The sequence below is a fragment of the Bacillus cereus group sp. MYBK220-1 genome (assembly GCF_051916445.1).
Taxonomy (GTDB): Bacteria; Bacillota; Bacilli; order Bacillales; family Bacillaceae_G; genus Bacillus_A; species Bacillus_A cereus.
This window is the reverse complement of the sequence record NZ_JBQAGQ010000001.1, coordinates 186,449-204,632: the sequence shown is the minus strand read 5'-3', so window position 1 is coordinate 204,632 and position 18,184 is coordinate 186,449. Positions and strand designations below refer to the sequence as shown.

Here is an 18,184-nt window from a genome sequence, read left to right as displayed (position 1 = left end):
GCTGAATTTTTTTGGGGATGTTACTGCCCGCAACTAGCAAGATAGATGTTATCAATATTCATACGTTACAATAGTACCGGTAGTATCAGTAAAACCATCAAAACAGTTAGAGCAACCACCACAGCCGCCACAACCGCCACAGCCTCCGCAACCAAAACAACCGAAGCAACCAATACAACGGAAGCCACCACAACGGAAGCCGCCACAACGACCTCCACCACAACCGCCACAACGACCACAACCGCCACAGCGACGAGCAGCATCTTCAATACAGTAATATGGATATTGGTTTTGCTGGTCCCAATAGACAATATTTCCAGACCGGTAATCATTAAGGCTTAACGCTTGTAGTTCTTGTTGAAACTGATTCATTTTCATAACCTCCGTTTATAAAATACAACCTCATCGATACTTCCCTATATTCCTGTTCGTTACATCTAAGTAGAAATAGCGCTATAAACTAAGTTCAATACGTACACCAACAAAGTATGACTTATCACTAGATGATGCACCTTGTTCATATACCTATTTTTACTATGGGCTCATTTTTATAAAGTGAAACTTTAATCAGTGGGGTTTTGTTCATCCCCTACCTAACTTCTTTGCTTCCGCTGAATTTTGAGGGGGGGGGGCTTACTGCCCGGCAAATAGCGGGATAAATAAAAATTAAAAAATATGAATTCTAGCGTCATATCTTCATACTTACTAAGTTCAATTAATTTCTCAATAATTATAATGCCATATCCTATATATTTCCGTCTGCTGCTTAGATTTTTCTGTACTGTAAATGGCTTTCGCTATAACACCTCCAAGTGACCGGTTTCTATGACGGATAAGAAATTCCAACAAAAAAAGCCCTAATTAGGGCTTTTCATTCTATTTCTCCAGTAAAACTCTCTATGAAATTCCTAATAGAAAAAAGACACACTTAGATTGATGCGTCTTTTTGTGATGCCTCTTTTGTGAAATCATATAAAGCAATTGCGCCTAAAAGAACAAGTATCCCTTGAGGAACATCTAGCAAAATGGTTTTCCAAATTTCTGGAATTATCCATTTAATATCTGCTGCTGTTTCAAGATATGTTTGGAAATAGCTGATTGTAAAATTAATTATCCCTAAAAATACAAATAACGATAAACCAAATCGAATTAATTTCTTATTTGTAAACATATAACACCTCTCAAAATTCATTGGATATTCCTGCTTTTGCTTCTTTATATTTCCATATCTCTATATCTGATTTTAACACATAAAGAGCTCAAAAAAAATACGATATGCATATTTGCATATCGTATTAACAACACTCCATGATAATTTAGAAATTCCTGCAAAGAAAAAACAACTCCGTTACAGCTAACAGCTCGGGTTTCTTTTCTTATTTAACTTCATACCACCAACATTTACGTTCTTTGATTGTAAAATAAATGTGACAGAAGTTTATCCAGTTAATGCGTAGACAAGTAAATGAGCTAAATTATCGATATTCTATTTCGCCATATCCGTAGCACTAATGACTTTACGCAAATTTGACAAGAAAAAATATATAGATAGGTATGATCCATACCTATCTATAACATTACTTCTATTCTTTATCCAATTACGTCTTTTACGTCTGTATCCACTGGCCACTTTTCTAATGTATAAGCCATTTCCCAAAATGAATATTCATATTGACTGCTAATAATAAAATGCTGTTTCATACGTTTGCGGTCTGCCTCTGTTACTTTTTCAGCGATAGTATCTAAACGTGTAATTTGCTCTTCAACTAGCGTACGGAACCAATCAGATCCATAAGCAGAAATCCATTCGTTATAAATTTGCTCTTCCGGCTGGCACTCTTTTAAGCGTTCGCCAATTTCATAATACAACCAATAGCAAGGTAAAATTGCTGCAATGATATCGCCTAAATGTCCTTCGTACGCAGCACGATACATATGTGAAGTATATGCGTATGCAGTTGGAGCAGGGATAAAATTATCTTTTTCTTCTTTTGTTATCCCTAATTTCTTCGCAAAATTCTCATGTAATGATAATTCCGCCTCATATGTATTTTGGGCATGGTGTGCCATACGAGCTGTCGTTTCTAATTCAAGAGCTTTTGCAGCTCCTAATGTTTGTACTCTAGCAAAATGACTCAAATAATATGAATCTTGAAGCACATAATAGCGAAAACTAGCTAAATCTAACGTTCCTTCACCAAGTTTTTTTACAAAAGGATGGTTAAAACTCGCTTCCCAAATTGAATCTACTTCTTTACGTAATGATTGTGAAAAAGTCATTTAAATCCCTCCAATAATGTATAAAATATAAGTATTTATCCACAATTATTAAAGCTGTAAAATAAAAAAACTTTCTTTACAGGCGTAAAGAAAGTGAAATCGACAGTATTTATTTACTCATTAAATAGCAACGTCTTTCCCACTTCCCTACGCTGGCATTAACCAGATCAGGTACTAAGAGTCTCAAAATCACATTTGATCTCAGCCTATAAGAGGCCCCCCTAGTGGATAAATATTTTGTTTTTATAATGTATTCATCATAGCATACTTCGTGAAACTGTCAAAAAAATTCGTTATATAATTCCCTTAAAACCCTTCTTCTTTTCTAACTTTTAATGATGTTTCAATAATCATATCTAATAGTTTGCTATAACTAATCCCCGCTGCTTCTGCACTTTTTGGCAATAAACTTGATTGTGTCATCCCTGGTAATGTATTAATTTCCATTACATATGGAATTCCGTCCTTCACCATCATATCAACTCTTGCATAAACACTACATTTTAATGCTTTATAACAAGCAAGTGACGCTTTATTTACACGTTCCTTAATTTCTGCTGGAAGTTCGATAACTTCCTCAACTGTACTAGTATCATCATATTTTGCATTGTAGTCAAAGAACTCGGCTGCATGTCGAATTGAAACTATAGGTAACTGTTTTCCATTCAGAATTGAACATGTAATTTCATCACCTTTTATATACTTCTCAATTACTACTTCAGAATCCCATTCGAATACAGTTTCTAGCATTGAGATCAATTCATTTTTATTATAAACGATTTTCACTCCGACACTCGATCCGCCAGAGTTTGGTTTTACTACTAATGGAAATCCTAACTTATCTAACTCATCAAGATTTAGATCCTCCATTTTTGTAAGTTCAATCCAATCTGGTGTTTCTACACCTTCATAACGTAAAATCTTTTTCGAAATATTTTTATCCATACATATACTGCTAGATAACATATTACTTCCGCTATAAGGAATCCCTAAACTCTCCAGTGTTCCTTGAACTGTCCCATCTTCTCCGTATTTTCCGTGTAATGCGAGCAACGCAAAGTCAATGTCTTTCGCTTTTTCAATTAAATCCACTTTTTCATTTAATGTAATTGGAACTATTTCATACTTATTTTTATCTAAATGAGCAATCATTTCATTCCCCGTCATAATTGAAACTTGTTTTTCAGACGATACCCCGCCCATAATAACACCGATTTTCATTTTCTCAACTCCAAATTTCATTTTTTAATGTATCACCAATTATTTTAATTCCCCGAACTATTTCTTCTTCTTTCAAGCGCGAAAACCCTAATCGGAAAGTGTTCGCTCCTTCTCCATCAGAGTAAAAAACATCTCCAGGTGAAAACGTAACGCCTTTCTCATAACACTTTTGTAAAAGTGTGCGGGCATTCATATGCTCTTCTAGCTCTATAAATAAATGCAGTCCACCATCTCCAGTCATTCTTTTAAAAGGAATGTACTGGTTACATGCCCCGACAGCTAACTCATATTTTTTCTTATAAACAGATCTTGCCTTTTTTAAATATTTCTCAAAATATCCCTCATGTAAATATTGAAACAGAACAGCTTGATCTAACGTAGATGTGTGGATCGTTCTTGCTCTTTTTACGCTTTCTAAATAATGAATCAGCTCTTTATCTGCAATAATCCAGCCTACACGTAAACCAGGGAAAAGTACCTTTGAAAAGCTACTAATATAAATCACATTATTGCCAGCTCCAGCAAAAGTTAATAATGGAGCTAAATGTGAACCTGAATAACGTAATTCTTCATTAAATCCGTCCTCTATAATAGGAACCTTGTATTTTGAGAATAACCTCATCAATTCCGTTCTTTTCTCTGAACTCGTAACAATACCGGTTGGATTATGATAAGAAGGAATTAAATAAGCAAAATCAAAATCTTTTTCACGCAAACTTTTTTCAACTTCATTCGTATCAATACCATCCTCATGCATATCAATCCCATGAACTTCAAGTCCATGTAAACGGAAAAGCTTAAGTGCAGCGTGGTGAGTTGGATTCTCACAAATGACACGCCCGGATTTTTTTGATAAAGAAGAGAGTACAATATCCAATCCTTCTGTAAATCCATTTGTAATTAGAATATCTTTATTCGAAATGTCTACACCTTTCATTTCCATGTAATGAAGTAAATAATTCATTAACGGTCTATATCCCTTTGCATATCCGTAGTTCAATACGATGTCTCCTTCAATGGACATACGAGTAAGAAAAGCTCTTTTGAAATTTTCAACATCAAATAGCTTCTCATCCGGGGCTATACTATTAAAAACAATCATTCCCTTTTCCCAACGAACACCATGTTTCATTAAATCTAATTCATCCGCTAATGCGGTCACTGTATTAAGTTTCTTTTTCCAATCTATTTCAACAGACGAAGTGTTAGATATATCCACCTTCGCAACAAAGTTCCCTTTTCCTTTAACTGCATAAATGAGTCCTTCTTGCTCTAAATCTGCATAAGCAGCGAGTACAGTGTTTCTACTCACACTTAATAATTCACTTAGTTCCCTTGTTGATGGGATTTTTTGATCCCCGAGCAAATGCCCTTTCATAATCATCTTCTTCAAATAATCTTTCAACTGAATATAAACGGGACGATCTTTAACAACTTTAAAATCCTTAAACACTTCCTTACCCCCTGCAATCATTTTTGCATATTTATTTCATTCTCAAAAGGTCCACGACATATGTATTTTTTATAAAGGGCGGTACGGTCTTACAAATCTTTTCGATATAAGTTAATTACATCTTTTAAAGCTGCAGCTGCAGCGCCTCGTGGATTAGAAGCCCCACCAATTGTAGTAACTTGTCCCATCGTATCTGTAAAGAACGTAATTCCTTTTTCGGTTCCATTTACTTTTGCTAACGGATGATTTTTTTCTATTTGGCACGGTTCAACATTTAAATTCACATTGCCTCCCTCATCCTTATATGTTGATGCTATTAATTTAATAATTTTATGTTGTTCCTTAGCATTTCGAATTTGCTGTTTTGTAACGTGCTCGATTCCTTTTATATGTATATCAGTAAGTGTTTTCTCTGTTTCCATTAAGCTGTTTGTCAAAAGTAACAATTTACACGCACTATCTGAACCACTTATATCTAATATAGGGTTCGTCTCAGCAATTCCTTTATTTTGTGCTTCTTTCAGTGCTTCTTCAAATGTCATATCTTCCTCATACATTTTCGTAAGAATATAATTAGTTGTTCCATTTAATATTCCTTCTATTTTTTCAATACTGCAACCGGCTAAACTAAATTGTCCGATATCTAGTGTCGGTAGTGCAGCGGCTGTTGCACCGCTATATCGAATTCGTATATTTGCGCCTTTTGCTGCTTCATTTATTTCTCTCCAGTTTGTAACGAGCGCACCTTTAGAAATTGCTACTATATCCATCTGTTTCTCAATCGCTTGTTTCATATATTGTTTCCCTGGATTTCCATCTTTAAGATTTGTAACTGTTGATTCTACCAATACAGTACCACTTATGCTAGTTGTTGCACGTTCCTTCGGATGATACTCTAAATATTTTTCAATTGCAGCGGTACCGCCACCATACATCAATAAATGATGAAGTGATAAGCCGTCTTCATTATGTATTGCAATATTTCTCCCTAATACGCCACTTACAACTAATTGAATCCCATATGTTTCATATATATATGAATATTTTTCATTTAATAATTTTATAAACTCTCTGCCTACTGTTCCGTATCCTGATAATACAACTTGAATTTTCATAATATCCCCCCATATTTTTCTACCAAATCCCTCTTTCAATATAATATAAAGCGCTCTCGAATTCCATCGAGAGCGCTTTATTATTACCTATTTCGGTAAAAGTGATAGCTTTTCAGCAATTGTTCTATAAAACTCTTGAATGCTAGAAAAACCTAATGAGTCTGAAACACTTAATCCTACCATATCGAGATGATCCCAATTCGCTTTCGTTTCGATATGATTCCATTTTCCAATCTGTAATGACCCATTATTATTTACAGCAACATTAGAAGATGGTGCAATCATAGAATTCGTATTTACTACACCATCATTTTGCCACCAAGAAGTATCAACTAACGGACGGTTTTCTTCATATCTCGCATAAGAACCTAAGAAAAATGCATTCCCCATCAACACTTTATTCATCGTTATATGAGGCAAATGTAAACCTGTTATAGGTGCTGCTTGTGATGCATGTCCACTATAGGATAAATAATACACATCTGGTTGCGTCTTTACCCAATTATTTAACTCCTTTGCACCATCTGTACTTAAGTCCCATTGACTTATATCTTTTGTATTTGTCCAAAGTGAACTATTTAGAATACGATTACTATATTGGAAAAAGGACTCTCCAGCATTCTTCTTTATACCCCATTGATCCAATTTAAAATCATATAATGATAAATTATTGTTTCCTCCAAAGCTTGCAGCTGTAATGAGTAAATCTTTAACGAACGGCAGTAGAAGACTACCATCCGCAAGTGTTGTACCGTTGTGAGGGGTTGCTAATGTTGTAACACTATGAACGTATGATTTTCCGCCTTCAAATAGTGGTGATATTTTGGTGTCTGGGTGATTTTTCACATAATTCTTTTCTTCAAAACTACCTTCTTTTAATAGCTGTACTAATGTTCTAATCGTTTGTCCACCCATGCTATGTCCAACTAAATGAACTTTATTTGTTTCACTCCAATTCGGCGCAAAACCACTATAAGTTCTGCCAAAACGATTATGTCCATGTTTCTCAGCATGGACTGCACCATAGTCTACTGTCCCACCGCTAATTTGTGCATACAATTCACATGCACGATCCCAGTTACTAGAAACAGGTCCAACAGCTGCGGTATGTACCGTATAACCATTTCGTTTCAAATCTTCCTGTATATCATGAACACCACCCCAATATTTTACGCCAAGCATTTCTTCTCTACCCCATCCAGCAAATCCATTCACCAATATGATAGGATAATTATTTTGTTGCCTCTCTTCAGCGTATGATATTTTCGCTGCGAATGAACATACGGTCACTAATGCAAAAAAACATATTTTTAAAAATAACTTCCCCATACTTTCTCCCCCTAATAAAACGTTTACATTTTTCTTTTCAAAAAAATAACAGAATAATTTAATAACTTAAACATAATGTAAAGTATTTTATATACGTTGTATATATAGAAAACATATACAAATGTTGATAAATATTAATTCAAGTAAATATTTACTTTTTACAATACAACTTGTAAATCTATTTATTTAGATTTATAATTAGATATAGTTTCCTCATGTTAAAAAGATTTAAAAACCATAAGAAAACTAATCTCATTGCTTGAAAAGGAGGAAAAATCATGCAAATCGGATCAAATATTCATACATTGTCTCAACCTACTAAAATAACTCCATCTAATCTTGAGCATAATACTATCTCTTCTACTAAACTTGAAAGTAAGAAAATAAATGATCCTATCAAGTTTAATATTCGTTTATCTGAAAAAGAAATGAAACAGCCTGAGCATAAATTTAATGAATTAGATTTATGGAAGATGTTAAAGGATAAAGGTGTTCCCTTATGGATCATCCTTGAAATGCTACAAAAGGCTCGTAAAGAAAAAGAAGCCCAAAATAATTCAGTTCAAAATTCAAATGGGATTGAGGAAACAAACGAGACTCGATTAAATGAAGTAATGTAAAGCATAATAATTGATTTGTCTATAAACTAAAAAGAGTTCGAAGCTGATGAAATTTTTATCAACTCCGAACTCTTTTTTAAGGTTTTTCGCCAATCGTTACAAATTGAAAAGATACTTCTCCTTCCAAACCTTTAATTAGCTTTTTTACTTTGACATTTTCATTAACCATTGTATTATCTGTCGACATTTTAGGTCTTTCATCACCTAGAGATTTCTTTAATTGAAGAAGGTGCATTTTCGTTTCATTTGCTTTTATTTCCTTATATACGCTATTTTTTGCTACAATCACATACGATTGCGTTGGATATTTACGAGTTTTTCCTATCCAAGTGTCACTATCGTATGTAACAGGAATCTCATTTCCTTCTATTTTAATACTTTTCATAGTCTTTTCGTCTTCATTTGTAAACAATAGTGATCCTTCTTTTGGGAATTTTGGTAACGTATCTAAAATATAATTTGAGCCATTACCTCGTTTATGAAAAATTTTTTCTTTAATCAGTGCTAGTGCTGTAGATTCATTTAAAATTAATACATGTCCATTTCCAACTTCACCTTTTTTCACAGAAAACACTTCATTTTCTTTCGTAATTTCCTGATAACGATTAATAATTGGTGAAATATTATTTTCATCTCCAATAATTAATACACCGTTTGCAGGAAATGATTTATCCTTTTTAGAGCATGAACTAAAGCTTATTAAAAGTATTATAGTTAACATAAAAATAGTTAAAGTTCTTTTCATCACGGTTCCTTTCATAATTCATATCATTTTTTACATGCTTTTCTGTAATTTTATTAGTTGATATCCTTTATTGCTCCATAGTCTTATAAAGCTTTTGTAGGTAACGCCAACGAGTAATAAAGAAATATAAAACTTGTATACATATAAATGAAATTAAAATAAAAATCGAGCTATTTAAAATAGAAAAACTAACTAATTGTTGCAGTGCCGTATACGCTACTACAGTATGAATCACCGCAACAGCAATCGGTAAGAAGAACATTAGTAATAACTGTCTCGTTACAACTTTCTTTAGCTCCCGTTTACTTAACCCCATTTTCGAAATCATTTTATACTGCTGTTGATCACGATTCAAATCAGTATATAATCGAAAATAAATAAAACTAGCAGCAAATGTAAAGAAAACGATTCCGACTAAAACACTTGCCATAAGTAATAAACCATTCTTTTGCTTTGCCTCCAACAAGTTTAATGTTAAAGCTTCAAAGTAGAAATCTCTGTCCCTAAGATCTTTATTGAATATACTCTTTAATTGATTGGAAATCTCTTTCGTTTTTATCCAATCATCTACAACAAATCCGTAAGTACGATGTTGAATATCTTCATCCTCTGGATTACTCGTCAGAGGAATTTCATCATACACATGATCTTGAACAGCAATATAAATACTACTAGAATCATGTGGTAAAACTAAATTCTCTACAGTTTTCTTCACACGAAATGTCTTTGTCCAATCTCCTTGAATGACTTCAATATTTTTTTTATAGTCACCATTTTTAAATTCTTGCTTTTGTGACACCCTCCCAGGGATTAGTAAAATTTCATCTTCTTTTTCAATCGTTTCATGTTGGTACCCGAGTGCTCTCGTAAGTTCGTTATATTCACTTAATTTCAATACATTTACGTTACTTTCTGTAAATTTACTTGAAGATGAAGCCATTCGATACGGAATATTTGCATCCAAGAGATGTTTTTTTATAATAGAGAGATGTTTATCTACCAATTTGTTGTTTTCAGAGCTTTCATACAGAAATGTATATGGGTTTGTCATCCACACTAAATTTCTATTACCAATAGCAGCTGTTGTACCAATAGCTGTAAATGCAACTGCTGAAATAATAGATACAATAAAAAACATCGTTGCATTATCTTTCATACGGTAAATTAATTCAGAAAACGTTAATATATTTGTTCTTTTTAAAAAGAAAGATTCTCTCCTTTTAGCAAGATGTAATATATAAACGCTACACTGTGTATATAAAAAGTACGTTCCTATAATTACTAGTAAGACACCCATTCCAAGTGTAGTAAAACTGGAACTTGAAATAAAGCGAAATACTGAGAAATATCCATATCCTATACTAATTAAAGAAAGCAGTGATAATAAAATTGAAGATTTCGGTTCAGGTTTTGGTTTTTCCTCTGCTCGAATAAGTTCGACAAGTTCCGTTATTTTTACCATTTTAAATGTAAATAGTGAAACAATGAAAAATAAGAAAAGAAAAGTGATAACTGTTAATAATACAGCCTTCACTGGTGTATAAAAAGGCAAACCATTATTAATCATTAATACACTTGCGCTTATCAATAAAACTAGTTTAGAAAATATGAGTCCAATGAAAATCCCTATACAAATTGAACCAAGTCCAATCAACATATTTTCAATTAATAATAATTTCTTAAACTGTCTCATTGACATACCTTGCATCATTAATATGCCAAATTCTTTCTTACGAGTTTTTAAAAATGAACTAACTGAATATAAAATAAAGAAAAATGAAAATACAAAAATCAAACCTTGCGAAATTGTAAATCCCATCGTACCATATGCACTCATTGTTGCACTTGTTGATTTTAATTCCCCTTGTAAATCAGGATGAAATAATAAAAGAGCATACGTAAAGAAAACCATAATAGAAAATGTACTACTTAAAAAATGGGCAGCATATGTACGCTTATTACGAAAAATATTATTAAATGCGAACTGACGAAAAGTCATGCCTTTTCCCTCCTAACAAAGAAAGAACATCCATAATCTTTTGATAAAAGGCTTGTCTGCTTTCACCACAATAAATTTCGTTATATAGTTGACCATCTTTAATAAAGATTACTCGGCTGCAAAAGCTCGCTGCATACGGATCATGTGTAACTAACATCATCGTTGCTTTTTCTTCTTTATTAAGAGTATCAAGCATCTCCATTACATCATTTGAAGATTTAGAGTCCAAGTTCCCTGTTGGTTCATCTGCAAGTAATAATTGCGGCTTATGAACGATCGCACGAGCGATTGCTGTTCTTTGAGCTTGTCCCCCTGATATTTCAAATGTTCTTTTATTCAAGATATCTGTAATATTTAACTTCTCTGCAATCTCTTCCAATCGCTTGTTCATTTCTTGCACGGAAACACCATCTAAAGTCATCGGCAATACGATGTTTTCTTTTACAGTAAGTGTGCTAAGAAGATTAAATGATTGAAAAACAAATCCTAATTGTTTTCTGCGGAATAACGCTAAATCTTCTGATGATAATTGGAAAGGATTTGTGCCATTTATTAAAATTTCTCCCGATGATGGAGAATCAATAGTAGATACCATATTTAATAACGTTGTTTTTCCACTACCAGATGGCCCCATAATCCCTACAAATTCACCTTCTTGAATTGATAAATCAATATCAACTAATGCTTTATAAGGTACTTTCCCTTTATATACTTTACTAATACTTTTTGCATGTAAAATTTCCATGTATATTCTCCCTTCATTTGCACGTCTCATAACAGAGTGTAAATGAATTGTCTTACAGCTCATATTGATTCGCCTTTCATTTATCTTACACGCTTGTAAGATTTCTAAAAAAACTGATAATAAAACTTTTTTTAAACTGAAATTAACGCATAACTATCTTATAATAATTGTATAGTAGCAGGAAATACAAAGTATATGAAACCTTTATTATATAAATGAGAAAAGACCGATTGCTTTATCGGTCTTTTACTACCCAACGTTATATTTTTATCCACTCAGATCTTCTCAATATATAATGATTATATATTTGATTTTCTATCCTCTGTTGGCTCTTATAAATAAACCCACATTTTTCAATAACTTTATTTGATGCTACATTGTTAATTAAAGCAATTGCGTTAAGGACATTTAAATTTGTTTCTTTAAACAAAAAGTCAATTAAACCTTTAGTCGCTTTTGTAGCATAGCCATGATTTTGATGTTCATTTGAGATAGCATACATTATCTCTCTGTTTGGTGAAGGGAGTTCTTCTTTCATACCTGTGCAGCACCATCCAATAAATTCATTTGTGGTTTTCTTAAATATTCCTAGTCTTAATATGTGATCATCTATGTTAGTCGTAGTTCTCACTGCATGAAGAAACGCTTTATTTTCTGGTATTTCATAATTTACAACCCAATTAACCCTTTGTTCTTTCGTCGATTTCCAGTCCGGTAAAAACTTTTCTATTTCCGGTTGATTGGATATGTTATAAATACTCTCTGCATCTTTAGTGGAAAACTCTTGTAAGTAAATTTCACCACAATCTAGCCTAAATAACTTAGCGGAATTTTCTATTTCCATGACCATCCCCCATTGCCATCAACCTAAGCTTTTGAGATACCCCCATACCGAAATTTTCACCTTTTTACAGTTATTTATGAGAATTCAGCTCATTTTTTCGTTTTCGGGAACAATCAATTTCTTAAGTTGATGGGTATGTGATAATGCATCCATTTGAACAAATTTTCCTTTTCCATACCGATCACACACCTTTTGTAGAGTAATAGTATCAGCATATCCCAGTTTAAGAAGCTGATTACGAAATATTTAGAATTTTTTCGCGAGAATCCTCCGAAATGTAATACGGACTTTAAATATTTTCATTTATAATTCTCTATTTGTCTATACTTTTCATACCGCTGTTGTATAAGCTCTTCCGAGGATAATAGTATCAATTTTTTCAGAGATGATTCGATTACAGATTCAATCACTTTTGCCTGTGATTTTATATCATTTTGTGCTCCACCTTTAATTTCAGGAATGATTTCATCAATAATTCCTAAATGTTTTAAATCTTTTGCTGAAATTTTCATATGTTCAGCAGCTTCTGGAGCATACTTAGCGTCCTTCCATAGGATAGATGCTGCTCCTTCTGGCGAAATTACCGAGTACCATGAATACTCTAACATATGGATATGGTTACCGACACTAATGCCAAGAGCTCCACCACTTGATGCCTCTCCAATTACAATACAAACAATTGGCACTTTAAGTGTAGCCATTTCAAATAGATTTCGAGCTATCGCTTCAGAAATTCCACGTTCTTCAGACCCTTTCCCTGGATAGGCGCCTATTGTATCAATAAATGTAATAATAGGGCGATTAAATTTATCAGCTTGTTTCATAAGTCTTAGCGCTTTTCTATAACCTTCTGGATGTGCCATTCCAAAATTTCTTTCTATATTTTCCTTTGTATTTCTACCTCTTTGATGACCAATAACCGTAACGGGCATCCCTTTAAATTTTGCAATACCACCTATCATTGCTTTATCATCACCATATAATCGATCACCATGAAGTTCGAGAAAGTTTGTAAACAATAAAGGTATATAGTCCAATGTCGTGGGCCGGTTACGTAGCCTTGCAATTTGAACTCGTTGAAAAGGTGTAATATTAGAATGAATTTTATCTTGCATTTTATTTAAACGTTTTTCTAATACATGAATTTCTGGCGATAAATCTACATTATTTTCTTTCATAATTTTCTTTAATTCATCAAATTTCTCTTTTAATTCAATAATAGGACGTTCAAAATCCAAACTCATTTTACCCTCCAAATGTTATGATTTACCTCACTCTAATCAAAAGACTTAGAAATAGAATCAATAAATAATTCAAAACCATCCACAACTATTTTTTGTTCTGATTCTGATAAATTATTGAGAATATTTTGATAAAATGTAATGGATTGCTCTCTTAAGCAATTAACAGTTATGTGACCTTTTTCTGTGAGGTGCAGAAAAAGTTCTCTTCTATTTTTTTCATTTACTTCACGATAAATAAGCCCCTTTTTTACTAACTTATCTACCAATCTACTTACAGTTGAAGTCTCTAATCTAAGTTTATTGGATAGTTGCCAAACAGTTAATTTTTCCACCTCTAGTTCCTCTAACGCCATCATTTGAGAAGTTGGTAAAGGTTTTTCAAATGACCCATTGGGCAAATTTTGAGATTCAAAAACCCCAGTTATTATAATCATTTTCTTAATATCTGTTCTTAGTTTTAAGGCATCTTCTCTTTTCAAATAGGTCACCCTCCTACAACTAATGTATCATACATCAATTGTATTATACATGAATATATTTTTTTCACAAGCTTAACGTAAGCCAATATTACAATAATGGTACGTTAAAAAAGCAAACGGAATACATCCAGCTTGATATGACACAAATGCTGTCTGGTCTAATCCCTGGTGAAACGATGGAAATCCCCGAGGCATACATTGGTCAAAATCAGAAACTTCCAGCACGTGTTATTATCCATCGTTTAACCGATGATCAAACGCAAATACGTCTGAAAAACCAAGAAATACGTTAAAAGAAGAAAGGCATTGTCATGAAGGATAAAAGTAAACGTTTAATGAGCATGCATGAATGTATATATCACGAACACGTCGCTAGAAGAAGTACCGACGAACTACGTGCATTCATTATATTCACTTCGTTGGCAGATTGAAATTTTGTTTAAAACGCGGAAGTCATTCTTTGAAATTGATGAATGTAAAAATATAAAAAGAGAACACCTAGAGTGTCATTTATATGGGCAACTCATAGGCATTCTCCTTTGTTCTTCTACAATGTTTCAAATGCGACAGTTTCTGCTTGAAAAGAAAAAGCAGGAACTGAGTGAATACAAAGCGATTTATATGATTAAAGATTACTTTCCTTTACTGTTTCAAGCGATAGCGGTTGGCACAGAAGAACTTTTAAAAATTCTGCATCGCCTTTATCAACTGCTCAAAAAGAACGGTCGTAAATGTCATAGACATAAGAATATGACCGTCTTTGATATTCTAGGGATTGTGTATAACACGACGGTGAAGCATAGACAAGCTGCCTAGCGAAAAATCACTTTTTAATAGGCTTCTTTAGCATGCCTACTTTTTTATCACTTACTAGTTTTGAAACAAGAAGCATTTCGTATCTAGTAATTTACTTGATTAGCTTGATGGGAATGTAACCATCCCCCTTAATCACGCTTACAAATACATTATAGTGCCTTAATCTGCTTCGTAAGTTCCATAAACCGTTCATCCAGTGCTTTATATTCTTTGTCGTTAGAAGTTAAAAAGCTTAATTTCCCTAATACTTCTTGTCTCTCTGTTTCTAACGTTAAACGTAGCTCTTCAATATCATCTCTTGTTTTCGTAGGTTCTTCTAGCTGCTTTTGTATCGTATTGTTTGAAAACACGAGTTTTGTGTTAGTTGTTTTCTCCAAAAAATATCGATCGTGAGATACAATTACTAATGTTCCGTTATACTCAGCTAATGTATTTTCAAGTTGTTCACGTGAAGGTAGATCCAAGTGATTCGTCGGTTCGTCTAAAATGAGTACATCTTTTTCATCTAAAATATAAGCCATTAGCTTACATTTTACTCTTTCTCCCATACTCATATGCTCAATCGGCTCTTTCCATTGAGAAGCTTGGAACCCTAAATGTTTCATTAAATTTTGGACTTTTCCTCTTTCTTCAAACGTCTCTTTAAAAAATAAATTTTCTGGTGTTTTATCAAGCGGTAAATCAAAAACTTCTTGTGTTAAATAGCCGATGTTCGCAGATGGTGAAATCCATATTTCTCCTTCAGCAGTTTCCGTTCCCATAATCATCTTCAGTAATGTTGTTTTCCCACTACCGTTTGGTCCAACAATCGCAACTTTCTCACCGTGCTGAATTGTAAAATTAACGTTTTCAAATAATACTTTCCCATGAAAGTCTTTTTTTAATTGCTTCACTTCTAAAAAACGTTTTCCTACTTTTTTGTTCGCTTGAATAGAAAACTCAACTGAATACTCTTCTTTCACACGTTCTACTTTCGCTTTCTCCAGCTCTTTTTCAAGTCGTTTTCGTTTTGACTTCACTTGTGCATCCATTCGCTTCGCTTTTACACGATAGAATTCTTTCACACCTTCTTGTTTTGTAGACTGCGCGTGTGCCTTTTGTGACCATGAACTCAATTCTTTTATATGTGTTTCTACTTGTTCTATCTTTTTTTGCTGCTTTTCATATTCACGCTGCTGCGACTTTCTTTTTTTCTCACGTGCTTTCATGTAGCTCGTATAATTACCACTATGCTCAATTAATTTTTTGTCCTCAATTGACCATATTTTTGTTGCGACAACATCTAAAAAATATCGATCATGCGATACAACGATAACTGTACCTTTCATGTTTTTTATTTGTTTAATGAGAAATCCCGTACTGATCTCATCTAAATGATTTGTCGGTTCGTCTAATATTAAGACATTAGGATTTTCAGCAAATCCTTTTGCTAATCGAATTTTCAGCTTTTCACCACCACTTAAAGTATGAAAATCGTTCGTTGGCACACCCCATTTCGCAAGAAGTTCTGCTTCTTTTGCAATTACATCATTACTAATAAAAGATTCTATTTCTTGCTCAACATATGCTGTTGTCATATTCATTTGCATCCATTCAACAGTACCTTTTGAAGGTTCAATCTTCCCATTTATTAATTGAAGTAACGTTGATTTACCAGCACCATTTTTACCGATTAATCCGATAACATCCCCTTGTTTTACTGTCACATTCATTTTCTCTAACAACATATTTTCTTTTATTTCAACATAAACATCATTTAATTTTAATAGTTCTTTCATAAATACCGATCCCTTTCATTAAGGGAGAATAAAAAATCCTCCCAAATAAATTTGGCAGGATTAGTCATTACATTATTTATACCCAAATAAGCTATTGCGCAATATAAATAGCAATACCGTTGTATGGAAATTGGGCAGACTAATCCTATTTTTTAGAAATTGAAATTTATTGAATTTCAACATTTAAAAATAAGATTAGTTAATCATCGTCCACCCATCATTCCTTTCCGTCGTTAATAACCATATTGTACCATACTAGTACTGTATGAGTAAATGCAATTATATGTGCTGTTAAAAAGATTGCTTTCTTTTAGGTTTATTTATCATTCCTTAACTTCATGTTGAATAAGCACAAGTAACATTGATTGTAATACGTCCTTTAGATTTCCCCAGTAGTAAACTTCTAAGCACTCTCTATTATATAAAGTGAAACTTTAATCAGTGGGGGTTTTCTTCATCCCCACTGATTATTAGTTGAACCAATCGGACTTTAATGGGCAGCCCGACCCCCACCTAATTTCTTTGCTTTCGCTGAATTTTGAGGTGGGGGTCTTACTGCCCATTAAAGCGGGATAAATTTTGTATAAAAACAAAATGTTATTCATTATCCAATAACAACTTATTGTTTTTCGATAAATTTTTATTGATTACTCCCTTGTAATAAGCTATTATATCTTTACAGAAAATATTAATGTAAGGATTGAATTTATGGACAGGACATTAAAAATCACAAAGTTAAATATGTTTTTAAGGATTTTTCTCGTCCCGATTATAGTAGGGATAATTGTTGGTATACTAACTAAATTGGGGCAAGGTATACTTCCTGGACATTGGAATTCATTAGCTAATCTAGGAAGCGTTTGGTTAGTTCCATCCTTTTTTGTGGCTAGCTTTAGTTATTCTAAGCGTACAGCTATACTTTCTGGTATCCTTGCACTACTCGGTATGGTATTAGGCTACTATGGTTATGCAATAGTTATTAAAAATGTAGCTCACTCTATTTATTTTATATCCGTATGGATTGTATGTGCATGTATAGGAGGAACTATCTTTGGAGTTGCAGGTTTTCTATGGAAAGATACTACGGATCCACTTCATAAATTCGGAAGCGCGCTTATTAGTGGCGTTTTTGTAACGGATGGACTTCACATTCTTTTAAATTTTGAAGACTATAGTCACATGTTACCTGTTGGATATACCGAAGTCATAGTCGGGATTATCTTGATTCTTGTATTAGAACGCTCTAATGCTAATCGAATTTCTTCTTTCTTAATGATGGTTCCTATCACTATTTTAGGATTAATTGGATATAAATTATTAAGTTTGTTTACTTAATTAAAATTCATGAAGCTAGCTCTTTCAAAGGGCGAGCTTTTTTCTTACAAAAAACTATTTAAATATTAATAAATTATTAAAAACCTCTCATTTAACAGCCTTATTTATTATTATGTCATTACACATACTTACACGACCTTTTATTAGGATCATACCAGTCTTTTATATCATTTTATTTAAT

At 33.1% G+C, this 18,184-nt stretch carries 16 protein-coding genes, 1 pseudogene and 1 riboswitch; of the genes and pseudogenes, 3 read left to right on the top strand and 14 right to left on the bottom strand.

What is annotated here, in order from left to right:
* Positions 1-51: 51 nt before the first annotated feature.
* The 7 genes from ACTFRU_RS00920 to ACTFRU_RS00890 all read right to left on the bottom strand — a co-directional run bounded on the left by ACTFRU_RS00920 (position 52) and on the right by ACTFRU_RS00890 (position 7,398).
* Positions 52-372, bottom strand: coding sequence for a heterocycloanthracin/sonorensin family bacteriocin (locus ACTFRU_RS00920; RefSeq protein WP_440037390.1), 321 nt, complete (start codon positions 370-372; stop codon positions 52-54).
* A 556-nt stretch (positions 373-928) separates the two neighbouring features.
* Complete coding sequence (locus ACTFRU_RS00915) at positions 929-1,192, bottom strand: DUF3937 family protein (protein ID WP_016122577.1); 264 nt, start codon at positions 1,190-1,192, stop codon at positions 929-931.
* Positions 1,193-1,590: 398 nt separating this feature from the next.
* Positions 1,591-2,280, bottom strand: coding sequence for a thiaminase II (gene tenA, locus ACTFRU_RS00910; RefSeq protein ID WP_000144513.1), 690 nt, complete (start codon positions 2,278-2,280; stop codon positions 1,591-1,593).
* A 127-nt stretch (positions 2,281-2,407) separates the two neighbouring features.
* Positions 2,408-2,513, bottom strand: a riboswitch (TPP riboswitch).
* Between the two features lie 73 nt (positions 2,514-2,586).
* The gene (locus ACTFRU_RS00905) at positions 2,587-3,501 is read right to left on the bottom strand and encodes a D-alanine--D-alanine ligase (protein WP_016122576.1); all 915 of its coding nucleotides are present in this window, start codon (positions 3,499-3,501) and stop codon (positions 2,587-2,589) included.
* Between the two features lie 4 nt (positions 3,502-3,505).
* The gene (gene pdxR, locus ACTFRU_RS00900; RefSeq protein WP_006921590.1) at positions 3,506-4,954 is read right to left on the bottom strand and encodes a MocR-like pyridoxine biosynthesis transcription factor PdxR; all 1,449 of its coding nucleotides are present in this window, start codon (positions 4,952-4,954) and stop codon (positions 3,506-3,508) included.
* A gap of 89 nt (positions 4,955-5,043) precedes the next feature.
* Entirely contained in the window at positions 5,044-6,069 is a 1,026-nt protein-coding gene (locus ACTFRU_RS00895; RefSeq protein ID WP_006921589.1) for a homoserine dehydrogenase, read from the bottom strand.
* Positions 6,070-6,156: 87 nt separating this feature from the next.
* Entirely contained in the window at positions 6,157-7,398 is a 1,242-nt protein-coding gene (locus tag ACTFRU_RS00890; RefSeq protein ID WP_440037389.1) for an esterase/lipase family protein, read from the bottom strand.
* 278 nt (positions 7,399-7,676) lie between these two features.
* Between ACTFRU_RS00890 and ACTFRU_RS00885 the strand changes: the two genes are divergently transcribed.
* Positions 7,677-8,018 carry a DUF3914 domain-containing protein gene (locus ACTFRU_RS00885; protein WP_440037388.1) on the top strand — a complete coding sequence of 114 codons (342 nt, stop codon included), beginning with the start codon at positions 7,677-7,679 and terminating at the stop codon, positions 8,016-8,018.
* 76 nt (positions 8,019-8,094) lie between these two features.
* Here ACTFRU_RS00885 and ACTFRU_RS00880 read toward each other — a convergent pair whose 3' ends face one another.
* The 6 genes from ACTFRU_RS00880 to ACTFRU_RS00855 all read right to left on the bottom strand — a co-directional run bounded on the left by ACTFRU_RS00880 (position 8,095) and on the right by ACTFRU_RS00855 (position 14,074).
* Positions 8,095-8,763, bottom strand: a complete 669-nt coding sequence (locus tag ACTFRU_RS00880) for a lipoprotein BA_5634 family protein (protein ID WP_440037387.1) — start codon at positions 8,761-8,763, stop codon at positions 8,095-8,097.
* Between the two features lie 67 nt (positions 8,764-8,830).
* On the bottom strand, positions 8,831-10,762 hold the full coding sequence (locus tag ACTFRU_RS00875; RefSeq protein ID WP_434714441.1) for an ABC transporter permease: 1,932 nt from the start codon (positions 10,760-10,762) through the stop codon (positions 8,831-8,833).
* Complete coding sequence (locus ACTFRU_RS00870; RefSeq protein ID WP_000404282.1) at positions 10,737-11,507, bottom strand: ABC transporter ATP-binding protein; 771 nt, start codon at positions 11,505-11,507, stop codon at positions 10,737-10,739. The genes ACTFRU_RS00875 and ACTFRU_RS00870 overlap by 26 nt, the downstream gene beginning before the upstream one ends.
* Positions 11,508-11,766: 259 nt before the next feature.
* Positions 11,767-12,351 (bottom strand): GNAT family N-acetyltransferase, encoded by a 585-nt coding sequence (locus tag ACTFRU_RS00865; protein ID WP_000402112.1) that lies wholly within the window; start codon positions 12,349-12,351, stop codon positions 11,767-11,769.
* Between the two features lie 299 nt (positions 12,352-12,650).
* A complete protein-coding gene (locus tag ACTFRU_RS00860) occupies positions 12,651-13,595 on the bottom strand; it encodes an acetyl-CoA carboxylase carboxyltransferase subunit alpha (protein ID WP_000050722.1) in 945 nt (314 codons plus the stop codon).
* A 32-nt stretch (positions 13,596-13,627) separates the two neighbouring features.
* Complete coding sequence (locus ACTFRU_RS00855) at positions 13,628-14,074, bottom strand: MarR family winged helix-turn-helix transcriptional regulator (protein ID WP_048657148.1); 447 nt, start codon at positions 14,072-14,074, stop codon at positions 13,628-13,630.
* Positions 14,075-14,157: 83 nt separating this feature from the next.
* Here ACTFRU_RS00855 and ACTFRU_RS00850 point away from each other — a divergent pair.
* Positions 14,158-14,890: pseudogene (locus tag ACTFRU_RS00850) on the top strand (transposase); the annotation flags it as partial.
* A 149-nt stretch (positions 14,891-15,039) separates the two neighbouring features.
* On the opposite strand, the gene abc-f reads toward ACTFRU_RS00850, so the two are convergent.
* Positions 15,040-16,668, bottom strand: coding sequence for a ribosomal protection-like ABC-F family protein (abc-f, locus tag ACTFRU_RS00845; protein WP_016122570.1), 1,629 nt, complete (start codon positions 16,666-16,668; stop codon positions 15,040-15,042).
* Positions 16,669-17,376: 708 nt separating this feature from the next.
* Here abc-f and ACTFRU_RS00840 point away from each other — a divergent pair.
* Positions 17,377-18,003 carry a DUF6518 family protein gene (locus tag ACTFRU_RS00840; protein WP_000376271.1) on the top strand — a complete coding sequence of 209 codons (627 nt, stop codon included), beginning with the start codon at positions 17,377-17,379 and terminating at the stop codon, positions 18,001-18,003.
* The last annotated feature ends 181 nt before the right edge of the window (positions 18,004-18,184 follow it).